Raw genomic sequence first — 15,315 nt, 5'->3', positions numbered from 1 at the left:
GGGTGCCGGTTTTCTTGTTATGGAAGGTGACGCTTTACGAGAAGTGGCGTTGCATCAGCTCTGCATGCCCCAACGGCGCACGGTGAGCATTTCGATACTGCGGAATACCAGGCCCTCCACCACCAGGCCGATAAGAATGACCATCAGCAGGCCGGCAAACACGTTGGGTGTTTCCAGCGCGTTGCGATGCTGGAACACGTACCAGCCCAACCCGCCGGAATTGCCGGAGACACCGAACACCAGCTCGGCCGCGATCAGCGTACGCCAGGCAAACGCCCAGCCGATCTTCAGGCCGGCCAGAATCGACGGCACCGCAGCGGGAATGAGGATGCGCAGCACCAGGTTCAAGCCACGCAGCCCGTAGTTGCGCCCCGCCATGCGCTGGGTCTGACTGACCGCCTGAAAGCCCGAGTAGGTGTTGAGCGAAACGGCCCACAGCACCGAGTGCACGATCACCAGCATCAGGCTCTGGATACCCAGGCCGAACCAGAGCATGGCGAGCGGCAGGATGGCGATCGCCGGCAACGGGTTGAACATGGCCGTGAGGGTGGCCAGTACGTCGGTGCCCAGGCGCGTCGACACGGCCAGCGACGTGAGTATCGCGGCAAGCCCGATAGCCAGGGCATAGCTCATCAGCAGCACCTTGAGCGAACTCACCACGGCCTGGGGTAATACGCCACTGAGCAGGTCCCGGGTCATGGCCACCACGGTTTCGCTGAAGGTGGGGAACATCAGCGAATTGTCCAGGTAGCGGGCATACACCTCCCACAGCACCGCCAGGACCACCAATACCAATGTCCGGCGGACACCGGCGTGAGCGAAGAGACGTTCGAACAGGCCCAGGCGCCGGGCGATATCGCCCACCTGGCCGGGCGCTACCGGGGCGTACTCGACATCCGCACGCGCTTGAATCACTGGCTTAGTCATGGGCAGTCTCACTGTGACCGAAGAGCATGTGGCTGATGCGCTGGTGCAGTTGGGCGAAAGCCGTCATGCCCTGCTCGGCGAACCCGAAGGCACTGGCGTCCAGCTCGGCACGCACCTGCCCCGGATGCGGGGTCAGCACGAGAATGCGCGTGCCGAGCACGATCGCCTCATCAATGGAATGGGTGACGAACATCAGGGTGAACGGTGCCTGGTCCCAGAGTTCCAGCAGTTCCTCCTGCATGCGGCGACGGGTCAGCGCGTCGAGGGCGGCGAACGGCTCGTCCATCAGCAACATCGCCGGCTCCATGGCCAGGGCCCGGGCAATGGCCACCCGTTGCTTCATCCCCCCGGACAACTGGTGGGGGTAGGCATCCCTGAATTTTTCCAACCCCACCTTGGTCGCGGCCCGGGCAGCACGCTCGGCGATCTCCTCACGGGGAAAGCGGGCGGTGACCTGCATCGGGAACATGATGTTGCCGATCACCGTTTTCCACGGCATGAGCTGGTCGAACTCCTGGAACACCATCATGCGGTCGGGGCCCGGCTCGCGAACCAACTGCCCATCCAGGCAGATCTGCCCGGCCACCGGTTCGACGAAGCCGGCCACGCTCTTGAGCAGGCTGGACTTGCCGCAGCCCGAAGGACCGAGCAGGACGAAGCGATCGTTGCGCTGCACATCGAACGAAACGCCATGGGTTGCCGTGATCAACTGATCCCGGGTCTTGTACTGCAACGTGACGTTTTCGACCCTCAGCAGTGCAGCAGCACCGAGATCGCTGGATACGGCGATAGGCGACAGGAGGCTCATCAGCTGCCCTCCCCGTTCGAAACCGGGGCGAAAAACACTTCGCGCCAATCGTCCGGTGCCTTTTTCAAGGCCCCGGATCGCACCATGAAACGGGCCAGCACCATCACCCCTGTCGGCTCCACCGACCACTCGCTTTCCACCTGCCGCAGCATGTCCTCGATCTGCTCGACCGAAAGGCTGGAAGGCTCGCTGGACAGGAACAACTGCGCGGCCTTGCGCGGCTCCCGACGGATGTAGTCGTTGGCCTCATCGATCGCCGCGACCACCGCGGCACTCAACTGCGGGTTGTTTTTCACGAAACGGCCGGTACTGGTCAGCACGCCGCTGGTCATGCGCAGGTTCAGTGCCGAGGAAAAGTCGTAGAGCTTGCTGACCCGGGGGTCCTGAGCCAGCTGGTAACGGTAGGGGTTGGGCCCGATGTAGCCCTTGATGCCTGCCTTGTTTATCAGGCTGGAGGTCGCATCGGGGTGCGGCAGGCTGACCATCAGCCGGTCGAGACGGTGGATCTGCTCGGGCCCGAACTCGCGCTCGGCGGCCATCTGCAGCAACAGGGCCTGCTGGCCACTGGGCGAACTCACCGCGATCTTGTCATCGGGCTTGAAGTCGGCCAGCGAGCGGATCGCGGGATCGTTCACGAATAATCCGTTATCACCGGCCACCAGCCCACAGAGCGCCCGCACATCCAGGGATTTTCGGGTTTTCTCCCAGGCGATCAGGGTACCGGACAAGCCGTAGCCGCCAATGTCGACGTTACCGCTGATCAAGGCATCGTTGATCGCCGGAGCCCCACTGATGCGCTTGATCTCGAACGTGGTTTCCGGCTGCCCATGGGCCTGGGCCTGTTTCTGGAACAACCCCAGTTTGTCCGCGACCGTGACGGGCAGATAGGCATATCCGTACTGGATCGCCAGGGTCACCCTGGCCTGCTCGGCCTGCGCCGCGGCACTGAGGGTGAAGACGCTCACGGCCAGGGACAGCGCCTTGAACGACAACCTTGAACGGCACGCTCCGTGCCGGGAATGGCTGTGCATGGGAACCTCCATTTTTCTTGTTTTTAGAATGACATTCCTTTTTTAAGCTATTCACAACCGCGCCAACCGTCAATCGCATTTTTACAGCGCAGCAAAATTCGGAAATACCGGACATTCGGCATCGCTTTTTTAAAACTCATGATTTATTTTGAAATGGCATTGCATTAGATTGCGAAACATAACAACAACCAGGCGCCCTGTTGCGCCCCTGTCGCCCGGAGCCTCCATGAGCTTCTTCGCCGCGCCACCGCGCACCGAAACCACCGTTTTCACACGCCTGCCCGATCGCTACCGCGATGTCCGCCCCACTGCGTGGGCCAATGCCAATCGCCAGGGCCGAGCCATCGACTCGTTTCTCGAAGGCCCGTCCTTTGATCGTCAAGGCAACCTCTACGTGACCGACATCCCCAACGGCCGGATTTTTCGCATCTCCCGCCAGGGAGAATGGGAACTGGTCTGCCAGTACGACGGTTGGCCGAACGGCCTGAAAATCCACCAGGATGGGCGAATCTTCATCACCGACTACAAGCGCGGCATCATGGTGCTCGATGCGCAGAGCGCAAGGATCGAGCCATTGCTGGAGTCCGCAGGCTCGGAAGGTTTCAAGGGCGTCAATGACCTGGTGTTCGCCCCCAACGGCGACCTGTACTTCACCGACCAGGGCCAGACCGGCCTGCAGGATGCCAGTGGGCGCGTGTACAAGCTCGACGCCGGCGGCAATCTCACCTGCCTGCTCAATACGATCCCCAGCCCCAACGGCATCGTCTTCGACCCGCACCTGAACCACCTGCTGATCGCGGTGACCCGCGCCCAGCAGATCTGGCGAATCCCCCTGGGCAACGGCTCGATCATCGGCAAGGTGGGCGTCTTCGCCCAGTTGCATGGCGGCCTCGGCGGCCCGGATGGCCTGGCCCTCGATGCCCAGAGCAACCTCTATGTCGCCCACACCGGTTTCGGTTCGGTCTGGAAGCTGTCCAGAGTCGCGGAGCCCCTGGAGCGCATCGTCTCTTGCGCCGGGATCAGCAACACCAACCTGGCCTTTGGCGGCGACGATGGACAGACCCTGTTCATCACCGAATCCGAGACCGGCAGCATCCTCCAGGTTCGTACCGCCAGCCCTGGGCTGCCCCTGTATTCCCATAGCTGACAGCCATACGGCTCACACAACAATTACAAAAAGAGTAATGACATGTCCCACGACACTCCCAACGCTGCGGCGCCGCTCGACGACGCCGAGGGCGAACGCCTCATGCGCCGCGTTCTCTGGCGACTGATCCCGTTCATCTTCCTCTGCTATGTGATCAGCTACCTGGATCGCACCAACGTCGGCTTCGCCGCCATCAGCATGAACCAGGACCTGGGCCTGACCGCAACCTTGTTCGGCTGGGCCGCAGGGCTGTTTTTCTTCGGCTACTTCATCTTTGAAATACCCAGCAACCTGCTGCTGCAACGCTTCGGCGCACGCGTGTGGATTGCGCGGATCATGATCACCTGGGGCCTGGTCTCCATGGCGACGGCGTTCGCCACCGGCCCCATCAGTTTCAGCATCGCACGCTTCCTGCTGGGCCTGGCCGAAGCGGGCTTCACCCCGGGGTGTACCTGTACTTCACCTACTGGTTCCCGGGCAAATGGCGGGCCAAGGCGACTGCGGCATTCCTCCTGGGAATTCCCGTTGCCAACATCGTCGGCTCGCCGCTGTCCGGCTGGCTGCTGGAACAGCACGGCGTCTGGGGGCTGAAGAACTGGCAGTTGCTGCTGGTGACCGAGGCCATGCCGGCCGTGCTGCTGGGCGTTGCCTGCCTGTTCGTGCTGGTCGATACCCCGGCGAAGGCCAAGTGGCTGACCGCGCGCGAAAAAGCCTGGCTCAGCGAAAGGATTTCCAAAGAGCAGCGGACCATTGGCGCATCGCACGGCAATACCCTGCGCGCCGCCCTGACCAACCCCAAGGTGTTTACCCTGGCCGCCATCAATTTCTGCTGTATCGTCGGCTCCATCGGCATCGGTATCTGGCTACCCCAGATCATCAAGGGCCTGGGCATCAGCAACGGGATGGTTGGCCTGGTGGTGGCCCTGCCCTATCTGCTGGGTGCGGTGTCGATGACCCTGTGGGCCCGTCTGGCCAACCGCAGCCAACGGCGACTGCCCTATGTCGTGGCGGCCCTGGCGCTGGCCGCAGTGGCCCTGGTTGCCGCCGCCCTTACGACCCATCCAGTGCTCAGGATCGCCAGCCTCTGCGTGGCCGTGGCCAGCATCCTGTCGTTCCAGGCAACGTTCTGGGCCATTCCCTCGACATTCCTCACCGGCCGCGCCGCGGCGGGAGGCCTGGCGATGATCGTTTCGATCGGCAACCTGGGCGGTTTCACCGGTCCCTTCCTGATCGGCCTGATCAAGGATGCGACCCACAGTTTTACCCTGCCGTTCTTCGCCGTGGCGTCGATCCTGCTGATCGGTACCTGCCTGATGATCTGGCTGGGCGACCCGGCCAAACAGCAGCCGGCACAGCCCCGGGCACTCGACAGTCACGCCTGAGCCGCCGCGTGGCGCCTTATCGCAAAGGGCGCCGCGCGACCAGGATCACCAGAAGACCGACCGCCAACAGGCCGCCGGCAATCCCCAGGGTTGCCGGCGCACCGCAATGGGCGGCCATCAACCCCGCCAACATGCCGCCCAGCGCTTCGAAACCGAAACGCATGGCGATGTAGAACGCGACCACGCGACCACGCAACTGGGCCGGCGCAGTGCTCTGCAACTGCATGTTGGTGCTGACGTTGTTCAAGGTGATGCCAAACCCCAGCAGCCCCAGGGCCAGCAGCGCCCATGGCAGCGCCTCCGAGAGCCACAGTCCGATCAGGGCCACCGCGCAGAGCAGCGCACCGGCATCGGTAAAGCGCCGCAAGCGCTGCTGCGCTCCCCCGACCGCCAGCACCAGGGTGGCGACAAATGCGCCCGCCCCTGCCGCCCCCCAGAGCCAGCCGAGAATACGCGCATCGCCGGCATACACGGCCTTGGCCAGAATGGGCAGCAAGGCGGCGTAGCAGGAGGCCAGCAGGTTCACCATGATGACGTTGCCCATGAGCTGGCGAACGCTTCGGCTGCGCCACATGTAGGCCAGCCCCTCGCGAAACACCTGGGCAGTCGATCCGGCGGCCTTGGGCGCCGGCGTGCCGCGCACCTTCAGCAGGCCACCGAGCAACGCCAGGAACCCCAGGGCCGTGAGCAGGAAACAGGGCGCTTCGCCAGCCAGGGCGATCAGGCCGCCCGCCAGGGGTGGGCCGACGAAACGCGCCGCATTGATGAGCATGGCATTGAGCGCCAGGGCGTTCGGCAAGTCCGCGGGGTCGTCGACGAAACTGCCGATCAGCGCCTGGCGTAAAGGAGTCTCCAGGGCATTGAGCAAACCCAGCAGCAGCGCCATTACGGCGATGAACACCCCATCGATCCAGCCCTGGCTGGTTGCCAGGGCCAGGACAAGCGATTGCACCACCAGCATCCCCTGCACGGCGATCAACAACCGGCGCTTGTCATGGCGGTCGATCCAGGCACCGGCGAGCGGACCGATCACCAGCTGGGGGGCCAGCGAAAGAAAGGTGATCAGGCCCAGCAGGACGGCCGAGCCTGTCAGGTGATAGGCCAGCCAGGACAAGGCGACCTGCTGCACCCATTTGCCCAGGGTCGAGACACCCTGGCCAATGAAGTAGATCTGGAAGTTGCGATAAGCGAGCGCCCGAACGGCCGCGGGCCACGGGTTACGACGAGACGACGATGAATCGGACAAGACTGCGTATCCTCAATAGGCCCGCGTCCGTGTCCAACTCATCGCCTCGTGCATACCGGTGGCGAGGTATGCATTCTGTGCTGAATCAGCCCGGCAGCAGGCAACCTTTCTTCTTCAGGGAATCCAGGACCCAGGAGCGGTCATTGGTACCCTGGGCAATGTGCTCCATCTGGGCGGTTTCGGCAGCATGCTTGGCGGTCGCACGCTCGTAGACTTCGGCAACATGGTCGTAAGGCACGCACAGCAGGCCATCGTCATCACCGATGACCAGGTCGCCCGGCTCGATCACCATACCATCAATGGCGATCGGTACGTTGATCTCACCCGGACCATCCTTGTACGGCCCCCGGTGCGAAATACCGGCGGCAAACATCGGGAAGTCGCCTTCGCCAATGCTCGCGGCATCACGGATCGCGCCATTGACCACGATACCGGCCACACCCCGCTTGACCGCGTAGGCCACCATCATTTCGCCGATCAGGGCGTTGGTCAGGTCGCCTCCGGCGTCCACCACGATGACATCGCCGGGCTCGGCGATATCGATCGCGTAATGCAGCATGAGGTTGTCACCAGGGCGCGCCTTGACGGTCAGTGCCGGGCCGGCGAGTACGCCTGCGCGATGCATCGGGCGCAGTCGGGCTCCGCCTGCGGTCATGCGATTCATCGAGTCGCTGACGTTGGCGACCGGAACCTCGCGATAGCGCCCAACCCATTCTGTGCCGACCTTGCGCGCGCGCTCAAGCACTTGGAAGCCAATGCTCATGTGACCTACCTCTCTTGGTTTTTATTGGATGTCTTCGACGGCTGCCGAATCACATTTTTAGAATGTCATTTCATATTTGCATTGGCAAATGCTTTTTCAACCTACATTCGTGGACTAGACGAATAGCAGAATCATTTTCTTGCAACGTCATTTCATTATGTTAGGGTTAATCCATCGCCGCTTCCGAGCGAGCGCATTTGCCCAGACAAGAACAAGGTACTCACGATGTCCCGCACCCTGCTGCTTACCGGCCCTGAACTCGCCGCCGATGCCATGACACTCGCCGCCGAGCACGGCATCCGAGTGATCCCGACCACACCGTATCTGCCGGAGCAGGAGCTGGAAGCGATCATCCGCGCCGAGCAGCCCGACGCGATCATCGTTCGCCAGGGCAAGCTGACCCGCGACATGATCCAGGCTTCGAGCAAACTCAAGGTGATCGCCAAGCATGGTGTCGGCTACAACACCATCGACATCCAGGCCGCCGCGGATCACGGTATCCCGGTCTCCATCGCGGTCGGTGCCAACGCCCAGTCCGTGGCCGAGCATGCCTTTGCATTGATGTTCAGCGTGGCCCGGCAAACCGCGCTGCTCGATGCGCGGATGCGCGATGGGCACTGGGACAAGAGCTCGGCCAACGGCATCGAGCTGTTCGGCAAGACCCTCGGCCTGGTCGGGCTGGGCTCGATCGGCAGCATTCTCATGGACCTGGTCGCGCCCCTGCGCATGAAGGTCAAGGTATACGACCCCTACCTCAAGCAGTTACCGGAGCGCGCCCATGTCGAGCGGGAGGAGGATTTCGATCGCCTGCTGAGCGAAAGCGATATCATCAGCCTGCATTGCCCGCTGACCGAGAGCAACCACAACCTGATCGCTGCCGATCAGTTCGCCCGCATGCGTCCCGAGTGCATCCTGATCAACACCGCACGGGGCGAGCTGATCGACACCGACGCCCTGGTACAGGCGCTGAGCGAGCGCAGGATCGCCGGTGCCGGCCTGGATACCTTCAACCCCGAGCCGCCGCCTGCCGACAGCCCGCTGTGGGGGCTGCCGACACTGGTTGCCACTCCCCATGTCGGCGCCAACACCTCAGCAGCCAGGGATCGGGTCGGACTGGTCGCCCTGGGCCAGGTACTCGACACCTGGGCGGGCAAGGCCCTGGATCCGCGCTGCGTCGTCAATCGCCACCTGCTCGACAACTGATCGATAGACAGGCGCCCGGCCGTTGCCCGGCCGAGCGCCTTCACCCAGCGAAACTCCAGAAAAAAAACAATCGGAGAGCCCCATGAATCCTGCAACTTCCCAGCCTGACGCACTCGAGCGCAGTACCATGCGGCGGGTCGCCTGGCGACTGCTACCCTTCCTCATCGTCTGCTACCTGATCGCGATCATCGACCGCGGCAACATCGGCATGGCCTCGCTGCAGATGAATGCGGACCTTAACCTGACAGCCAAGGTCTTCGGCTTCGCCAGCAGCCTGTTCTTCTTCGCCTACTTCCTCATCGAAGTCCCCAGCAACCTGGCCATGCAGCGCTACGGCGCACGAATCTGGATTGCCCGGATCATGATCACCTGGGGCCTGATCTCCGCCGGCACCGCCTTCGTCCAGGGGGCCAACTCGCTCTATGTGATGCGCTTCCTGCTGGGGGCGGCCGAGGCCGGCTTCTTCCCCGGCGTGCTGCTCTACCTCACCTATTGGCTGCCGTCGGCCTACCGTGCCCGCATGGTGGCGTTGTTCATGGTGGCCATTCCGGCGGCCAACTTCATCGGTTCGCCGTTGTCGGGCCTGCTGCTGGGACTGGACGGCTGGATGGGCATGCGCGGCTGGCATTGGCTGTTCATCCTCGAAGGCATCCCGGCGGTGCTGCTGGGTATCGCCTGCCTGTTCGTGCTGACCGACCGTCCGGAGCAGGCCCAGTGGCTCACCGACGAGCAACGCTCCTGGCTCACCAGCCGCCTGGCTGACGAAGCCTCTAAAAAGACCGCCATCGGCCACATTTCCCTGTGGAAGCTGCTGCGCCACAAGGATATCTGGGTGCTGGCGCTGATCTATTCGGGAGCCTCCGCGGCGGGCAGCACCATGAGCGTGTGGGCGCCACAACTGCTCAAGACCTTCGGCCTGACTTCCCTGCAGATCGGCCTGGTCAATGCCATCCCCTACGGCATCGCCTCGGTACTGATGATCATCTGGGGCCGCAGCTCGGACCGTACCGGTGAACGCCGCTGGCACACCGCCATGACCCTGCTGCTGATCGCCGCCGGCCTGCTGATGACCCTGTTCACCTCGTCGCTGGCCGCCACGGTGTTCATGCTGACCCTGGTGCTGGTCGGTGCCTACTCGATGAAAGGCCCGTTCTGGGCGCTGGTTTCCGGCTGGCTTTCGTCATCCACCGCCGCCGCCGGCCTGGCCGCCGTGGGGGCCATGGCCAACCTGATCGGTGGCGGCCTGATGGTCAACGCCTACGGCGCCATCCACGATGCCACCGGCAGCTATGCCCTGGCGCTGATGCCACTGGCAGCCCTGTGCACCTTCGCCGGCATCAGCGTGCTGGTCATCGGTCGCAAACGCCAGCTTGAGCAGGCCGCACCCGTCCCCGCGGCCAGCGCCAAGTAACTCGCTGCCCCTCCCCGCGATACCCACCTCCGCCCTCGGCGGTGGGTATCGTGCCCCCAGAACAACAATAATCGAGGTATACCCGATGTCCCTGTCACGTCGTCATTTCCTGCTGGCGGGAGGCGCACTCGGCGCCGCCGCCTCCATGGGCGCCCTGGCCAAGGTGCCCTTCAGCGAGGGGGAAGCCAGCCCCCGACTGACTCCGCCGGCTGGCAGCGTGGACTGCCACATGCACCTGTACGACAGCCGTATCCCGGCGGCCCCCGACGCCACCCTGCTGCCACCCGATGCCTCGCTGGAGGACTACCGCGCGCTGCAGAAACGCCTGGGCATCCGCCGCATGGTGATCGTGACGCCGTCCACCTACGGCACCGACAACCGCGTCATGCTCGATGGCCTGCTGCGCAGCCGGGGGGATGCGCGCGGAGTCGCCGTGGTGGATGGTTCGGTCACCGACGCCGAACTGGCCCGCCTGCAGGACGCCGGCGTACGGGGTATCCGCTTCAACCTCAGCCTCGGCGGTACCGCCCTGGACGATCTCGAACGTCTGGGCGCACGGGTCAACGAGCTGGGCTGGAATGTCCAGTTCGCAACCGGGCCCTTGCTGCCGGAAGTGGCGCCGCGGCTGCTCAAATTGCCAGGGAGCATCGTCATCGACCACATGGGCCACGTCCCCCAGCCTGAAGGTCTCAAGTCGGCGGCATTTGCCTCGCTCGTGCAATTGCTCGACAGCGGTCGGGCATGGGTGAAGGTCTCGGCACCGTACGTGCGCTCGAAGGTTGGCGCTCCGGGGTTCGAGGATGTCGGGAGGGTGGCCAGCCACCTGATCGGTCGTTACCCCCAGCGCATGCTCTGGGGCAGCGACTGGCCACACCCGACACTCACCAGCGGGCAGAAGCCGGATGATGCCTCTGTCCTGGACCTGCTGCTGGCCTGGGCGCCTGAGGAAAGCACCCGCGCCCTGATCCTGCGCGACAACCCTGTCAGCCTGTACGGTTTCTGATTCGCTGCGGGCGCTGCCCCGGCGCCCGCCTCCGTTGCCGACCGTTGGAGGGTTTCAACGGCCTGGCACCGGTTCATGGGGCTTGACCCGCGGCATCACGATGTCATGCTGCTTCACGCGCCGATACAAGGTCGCCCGGGAGATACCCAGGGCTTGCGCCGCCGGCCCCGGCTGCCAGCGATGGCGCACCAGGGCCTCGAGCAACGCCTGGCGCTCGGGCTGGCGGGGCCCTCCGCCCGCACCGGTGGCAAGCGGCCGTGCAGGTCCTCGGGCAGGTCCTCCAGGCGGATGCTGTCACCCGGACAGATGGCGCAGGCGTAGCGCAGGACATGGCGCAACTGGCGCACGTTGCCCGGCCAGCTGTAGCCCAGCAGACACTCCAGGGCCGCAGCCCCCAACCCCAGGCGCATGCCGCAGCGTGCGGCTTCCTCGTCGAGGATGCGGTTGATCAGGTCCAGCTTGTCGCTACGCTCGCGCAGCGGCGGCAGTTCGAAACGCGCACCGCTGAGACGAAAATACAAGTCCTCGCGAAAGGCGCCTTCGGCCACCAGGCTCGCCAGGTCGCGGTGGCTGGCACAGATCACCTGAATGTCCACCGCCTGCCGCCGCGCCGCCCCCAGCGGCGCCACTTCGCCCTCGGCCAGCGCCCGCAGCAGGCGTGTCTGCAGGGCCAGCGGCATGTCACCGATCTCGTCGAGGAACAACGTGCCGCCATCGGCCTGCTGCAGCAGCCCGCGCGCGCCCTTGCGCTCGGCACCGGTAAAGGCGCCGGCGACATAACCGAACAGCTCGCTCTCGATCAGGCTCTCGGGGATCGCGGCGCAATTGAGCGCCACGAAGGGCTTGTCGCGCCGCGCGCTTTGCTCATGCAACTGGCGCGCGAAGACCTCCTTGCCGGCGCCGGTTTCGCCATGGATCAGCACGGGCAGGTTGCGGTCCTTGACGCGGACCGCCAGGCGCAGGCTCTCGGCGATCCGCGGATCCGGTTCGCCGGCGGCGTGGCGCGCAACCGCCCTCTTGTGCGCGCCCCGGGGAACGCTCAGACGAATATGCAGGCCGTGCTCGGCAACATGCCGCGGATGTTCGTCGGCGGCCGCGTGCAACAGGTCCGGGTCGAAGACCTCGCCGATGTGCCGTGGCAGTTGTCCATGGCGCTCCAGCAGGTAATGCCGGGCCGAGGGGTTGAGCGCCTGTACGCAACCGTCGGCGTCCCAGGCGAAGAGAAACTCCGGCTGGCTGTCGACATAGCCCGGGGCGGCGTGTGCCCGCAACACCCACAGGCCACGGGTGCTGTGCATGAAGAAGGCGTTTTCGATGTCACGGGCACTCTGCACGGTCATCTGCCGGATCAGGTGCTGGCTGCGGCGGTCATCCGGGGATTCGACGGCCGACACGTCGAGGACACCGAGCAGCTCGCCCCAGGGGTCGAACACCGGTGCCGCCGAGCAGGTCAGGCCGATGAAGGCGGCGCGGAAATGGTCACGCTTGTGCACCGTCACCGGGACGCCATTGGTCAGCACCGCGGCCACGCCACAGGTGCCCTCCTCGCCTTCCGACCAGCAGGTTCCCAGGTACAGCCCGGCACGCCGGCAATCGGCACGGATCGCCGACTCCACGCGATAGTCGATGGTATTGCCCTGGGCGTCGGTGAGCAGCACACAGTAGTCGGCGTCGCGCACCCGGCCATGCAACCGCGAGACCTCCTCGCCGGCGATGCACAGGAAGCTCTCGGCGCGCTCGCGGTATTCCCTGAGCAGCGTCTGGCTCAGGATCCGCGGGCCCTGCAGGGAGCCCGGATCCAGGTGGTGCTGCTCCATCGAGCGGCGCCAGGAGTCGAGGATCAGGTTCGGTACCGGCGCTTCAGGCAAGCGGCCAGCATGACGCAACACACGGCTGACACAGTCCACGTGGGCTCTGGAGTAGGCAGGAAGCATGGGGCCTCCACGGCGTGTTTCATTGTTCTTGTTGCGCTCATTTAAGCCCCGCCTCGCCTGCGGGACAAGTGCCACGAACAGACGGCGGCCGACTGAGACGCAGCGTCTCAACGTCTCACCGCAACGCCGGGCAGGCTGACATGGCCCGTCTCATTCGGCTGTGGTCCCAGGCCCCGCCCGATACGGCACCAACCGCTCTGGCCCGCCACATGCGCCGTCATGAACAGCGCCCTGGCACCGCCCTTGCTATGACCCGGCAGACACCGGGACGTCATCCCGCACCCACAACAACAATCAGAGGTGCCTCATGTCCGCAACTGTTGCTTCGCCCTGCTTCCTGGCCGCCAAGGTCGCCCTGATCAACGCCGTCGGTGGCGGCCTGTCCCTATGAGCGCCGCCCTGCGTGTCGGCATCATCGCCAACCCCGCCTCGGGACGGGACCTGCGCCGCCTGACCGCGAATGCCGGGCTCTACTCCAGCACCGACAAGGCCGCCGTGGTCCAGCGCCTGCTGGGCGCCTTCGGTGCCACCGGCATCGAGGAGGTGCTGATGCCTCCGGACATGACCGGCATCGCCGCCGCCGTGCTCAAGGCGAGCAGCGGCCGCCACGCCCGCGAAAGCCGCTGGCCACGCCTGGAGTTCCTCGACATGCCGCTGCGCCAGAGCGTGGAGGACACCCGCCTGGCCGCGCGCCTGCTGGTCGAGCGAGGCGTCAGCCTGGTGGCCGTGCTCGGTGGCGACGGCACGCACAAGGCAGTGGCCGCCGAGGTCGGTGACATCCCCCTGCTGTGCCTGTCCACCGGAACCAACAACGCCTTCCCGGAGCTGCGCGAGGCCACCGGGGCCGGGCTGGCCGGCGGGCTCTATGCCAGCGGGCGGATTCCCCCGCAGGTCGGCCTGCGGCGCAACAAGCGCCTGCGCGTGCGGCTGGCGGCACGGGGTATCGACGAGATCGCCCTGGTGGAGGTCGCCGCCTCGCCGCTGACCTTCACCGGCGCCCGCGCCATCAGCCGCGCCGAGGACCTGGCGGAAATCCACGCGGCGTTCGCCGAGCCCCACGCCATCGGCCTGTCCTCGCTGTGCGGGTTGTGGAACCCGGTGTCGCGGCGCTGTCCCCGCGGCAGTTGGCTGCGCCTCTCCCCGCAGGCTGACGAGGCACTGCTGGCGCCGCTGGCTCCGGGCCTGCTGCAAGCCTGCGGCATCGTCGCCAGCGGCAGCCTCGAACCGGGTGTGCCGCGCCTGCCGCTGCTGGCCGCCGGCACCCTGGCGCTGGACGGTGAACGCGAGATCGAGTTCGTCGCCGCCGACCGCCCCAGCATCACCCTCGAACTTGACGGCCCGCTGAGCATCGACGTCGAGGCCGCCCTGGCCTTCGCCGCCCACCATCACCTGCTGGCCGTTGCCGGCAAGCCCGTGAACCACCCTGGAGAACAAGAAAATGTCCACGCTACCGACTGAACAACTGCTCCATGCCTATCGCGTGATGCGCACCATTCGCGCCTTCGAGGAACGCCTGCACGTGGAGTTCGCCACCGGCGAGATTCCCGGCTTCGTGCACCTGTACGCCGGCGAGGAGGCCTCCGCCGCCGGGGTCATGGCCCACCTCGACGACGAGGACTGTATCGCCTCCACCCACCGCGGCCACGGTCACTGCATCGCCAAGGGGGTGGACGTGTACGGCATGATGGCCGAGATCTACGGCAAGAAGACCGGCGTCTGCCAGGGCAAGGGTGGCTCCATGCACATCGCCGACCTGTCCAAGGGCATGCTCGGCGCCAACGGCATCGTCGGCGCCGGCGCACCGCTGGCGGCCGGTGCGGCACTGGCCGCCAAACTCAAGGGCAACCGCGCGGTGGCCGTGGCCTTCTTCGGCGACGGCGGCTCCAACGAGGGTGCGGTGTTCGAGGCGATGAACCTGGCCTCGGTGTGGAACCTGCCGTGCATCTTCGTTGCCGAGAACAACGGCTACGCCGAGGCCACGGCCTCGAACTGGTCGGTGGCCTGCGATCACATCGCCGACCGTGCCGCCGGTTTCGGCATGCCCGGGGTGACGGTGGACGGCTTCGACTTCTTCGCCGTGCACGAAGCCGCCGGGGCCGCCATCGAACGCGCCCGCGCCGGCGAGGGCCCGTCGCTGATCGAGGTGAAACTCACCCGCTACTACGGCCACTTCGAAGGCGATGCCCAGACCTACCGTGCCCCCGATGAGGTCAAGCACTACCGCGAAACCCGCGACTGCCTGATGCAGTTCCGCGAACGCACCGTGCGCGCCGGCCTGCTGCAGGCCAGCGCCCTGGACGGCATCGACGCCGAAGTGCACGCGAGCATCGATGAAGCCGTGTTGCGGGCCAAGGCCGATCCCAAGCCGTCGCCAGCCGACCTGCTGAGCGACGTGTACGTCGCCTACCCCTGAGATCAGCCGCCGGGCGCCGTGCGACAGACCCGCACCCCGGCCCATGG

Annotated in this window: 11 protein-coding genes and 2 pseudogenes; 7 read left to right on the top strand and 6 right to left on the bottom strand. The window is 65.4% G+C overall.

The genetic code is table 11. From position 1 onward, the window contains the following. Positions 1-54 precede the first annotated feature (54 nt). From ACZ5KU_RS13205 to ACZ5KU_RS13195, 3 genes are read right to left on the bottom strand one after another with little or no spacing between them, the layout of a single operon-like run. Positions 55-927, bottom strand: a complete 873-nt coding sequence (locus tag ACZ5KU_RS13205; RefSeq protein ID WP_054056730.1) for an ABC transporter permease — start codon at positions 925-927, stop codon at positions 55-57. Continuing rightward, positions 920-1,735, bottom strand: coding sequence for an ABC transporter ATP-binding protein (locus ACZ5KU_RS13200; protein ID WP_054056729.1), 816 nt, complete (start codon positions 1,733-1,735; stop codon positions 920-922). Before ACZ5KU_RS13200 ends, ACZ5KU_RS13205 begins: the two co-directional genes overlap by 8 nt. Continuing rightward, positions 1,735-2,766 carry an ABC transporter substrate-binding protein gene (locus ACZ5KU_RS13195; RefSeq protein ID WP_464737294.1) on the bottom strand — a complete coding sequence of 344 codons (1,032 nt, stop codon included), beginning with the start codon at positions 2,764-2,766 and terminating at the stop codon, positions 1,735-1,737. Before ACZ5KU_RS13195 ends, ACZ5KU_RS13200 begins: the two co-directional genes overlap by 1 nt. Positions 2,767-2,992: 226 nt before the next feature. On the opposite strand from ACZ5KU_RS13195, the gene ACZ5KU_RS13190 reads away from it, so the two are divergent. Both ACZ5KU_RS13190 and ACZ5KU_RS13185 read left to right on the top strand, forming a co-directional pair. Further along, a complete protein-coding gene (locus ACZ5KU_RS13190; protein WP_273825696.1) occupies positions 2,993-3,913 on the top strand; it encodes an SMP-30/gluconolactonase/LRE family protein in 921 nt (306 codons plus the stop codon). 42 nt (positions 3,914-3,955) lie between these two features. Next, positions 3,956-5,295 (top strand): annotated as a pseudogene (locus ACZ5KU_RS13185) (MFS transporter). 16 nt (positions 5,296-5,311) lie between these two features. Here the strand turns inward: ACZ5KU_RS13185 and ACZ5KU_RS13180 are convergent. Both ACZ5KU_RS13180 and ACZ5KU_RS13175 read right to left on the bottom strand, forming a co-directional pair. Next, positions 5,312-6,541, bottom strand: coding sequence for an MFS transporter (locus ACZ5KU_RS13180; RefSeq protein WP_464737293.1), 1,230 nt, complete (start codon positions 6,539-6,541; stop codon positions 5,312-5,314). A gap of 85 nt (positions 6,542-6,626) precedes the next feature. Then, entirely contained in the window at positions 6,627-7,304 is a 678-nt protein-coding gene (locus tag ACZ5KU_RS13175) for an RraA family protein (protein ID WP_054059558.1), read from the bottom strand. A 225-nt stretch (positions 7,305-7,529) separates the two neighbouring features. Here ACZ5KU_RS13175 and ACZ5KU_RS13170 point away from each other — a divergent pair, with 225 nt between their 5' ends. The 3 genes from ACZ5KU_RS13170 to ACZ5KU_RS13160 all read left to right on the top strand — a co-directional run bounded on the left by ACZ5KU_RS13170 (position 7,530) and on the right by ACZ5KU_RS13160 (position 10,921). Next, positions 7,530-8,507, top strand: coding sequence for a hydroxyacid dehydrogenase (locus ACZ5KU_RS13170; RefSeq protein WP_054059559.1), 978 nt, complete (start codon positions 7,530-7,532; stop codon positions 8,505-8,507). 82 nt (positions 8,508-8,589) lie between these two features. Continuing rightward, positions 8,590-9,918, top strand: a complete 1,329-nt coding sequence (locus tag ACZ5KU_RS13165; protein ID WP_054059560.1) for an MFS transporter — start codon at positions 8,590-8,592, stop codon at positions 9,916-9,918. 85 nt (positions 9,919-10,003) lie between these two features. After that, positions 10,004-10,921 (top strand): amidohydrolase family protein, encoded by a 918-nt coding sequence (locus ACZ5KU_RS13160; protein WP_464737292.1) that lies wholly within the window; start codon positions 10,004-10,006, stop codon positions 10,919-10,921. Between the two features lie 54 nt (positions 10,922-10,975). Here ACZ5KU_RS13160 and ACZ5KU_RS13155 read toward each other — a convergent pair. Further along, a pseudogene (locus tag ACZ5KU_RS13155) lies at positions 10,976-12,855 on the bottom strand (sigma-54-dependent Fis family transcriptional regulator). Positions 12,856-13,242: 387 nt separating this feature from the next. Between ACZ5KU_RS13155 and ACZ5KU_RS13150 the strand changes: the two are divergent. Both ACZ5KU_RS13150 and ACZ5KU_RS13145 read left to right on the top strand, forming a co-directional pair. Continuing rightward, positions 13,243-14,313 (top strand): ATP-NAD kinase family protein, encoded by a 1,071-nt coding sequence (locus ACZ5KU_RS13150; protein WP_054062388.1) that lies wholly within the window; start codon positions 13,243-13,245, stop codon positions 14,311-14,313. Beyond that, on the top strand, positions 14,294-15,268 hold the full coding sequence (locus ACZ5KU_RS13145) for a thiamine pyrophosphate-dependent dehydrogenase E1 component subunit alpha (protein ID WP_054062389.1): 975 nt from the start codon (positions 14,294-14,296) through the stop codon (positions 15,266-15,268). Before ACZ5KU_RS13150 ends, ACZ5KU_RS13145 begins: the two co-directional genes overlap by 20 nt. The last annotated feature ends 47 nt before the right edge of the window (positions 15,269-15,315 follow it).

It is taken from the genome of Pseudomonas sp. Tof1 (genome assembly GCF_055390395.1).
Note: the sequence above shows the minus strand (reverse complement) of the source record. Positions and strands in the feature narration are given on the sequence as shown.

Excerpts from the sequence above, each read along its gene's own strand:
- ACZ5KU_RS13205 (WP_054056730.1), bottom strand. The coding sequence starts at position 927 with ATGACTAAGCCAGTGATTCAAGCGCGTGCGGATGTCGAGTACGCCCCG.
- ACZ5KU_RS13200 (WP_054056729.1), bottom strand. The coding sequence starts at position 1,735 with ATGAGCCTCCTGTCGCCTATCGCCGTATCCAGCGATCTCGGTGCTGCT.
- ACZ5KU_RS13195 (WP_464737294.1), bottom strand. The coding sequence starts at position 2,766 with ATGCACAGCCATTCCCGGCACGGAGCGTGCCGTTCAAGGTTGTCGTTC.
- ACZ5KU_RS13190 (WP_273825696.1), top strand. The coding sequence starts at position 2,993 with ATGAGCTTCTTCGCCGCGCCACCGCGCACCGAAACCACCGTTTTCACA.
- ACZ5KU_RS13175 (WP_054059558.1), bottom strand. The coding sequence starts at position 7,304 with ATGAGCATTGGCTTCCAAGTGCTTGAGCGCGCGCGCAAGGTCGGCACA.
- ACZ5KU_RS13170 (WP_054059559.1), top strand. The coding sequence starts at position 7,530 with ATGTCCCGCACCCTGCTGCTTACCGGCCCTGAACTCGCCGCCGATGCC.
- ACZ5KU_RS13165 (WP_054059560.1), top strand. The coding sequence starts at position 8,590 with ATGAATCCTGCAACTTCCCAGCCTGACGCACTCGAGCGCAGTACCATG.
- ACZ5KU_RS13160 (WP_464737292.1), top strand. The coding sequence starts at position 10,004 with ATGTCCCTGTCACGTCGTCATTTCCTGCTGGCGGGAGGCGCACTCGGC.
- ACZ5KU_RS13150 (WP_054062388.1), top strand. The coding sequence starts at position 13,243 with ATGAGCGCCGCCCTGCGTGTCGGCATCATCGCCAACCCCGCCTCGGGA.
- ACZ5KU_RS13145 (WP_054062389.1), top strand. The coding sequence starts at position 14,294 with ATGTCCACGCTACCGACTGAACAACTGCTCCATGCCTATCGCGTGATG.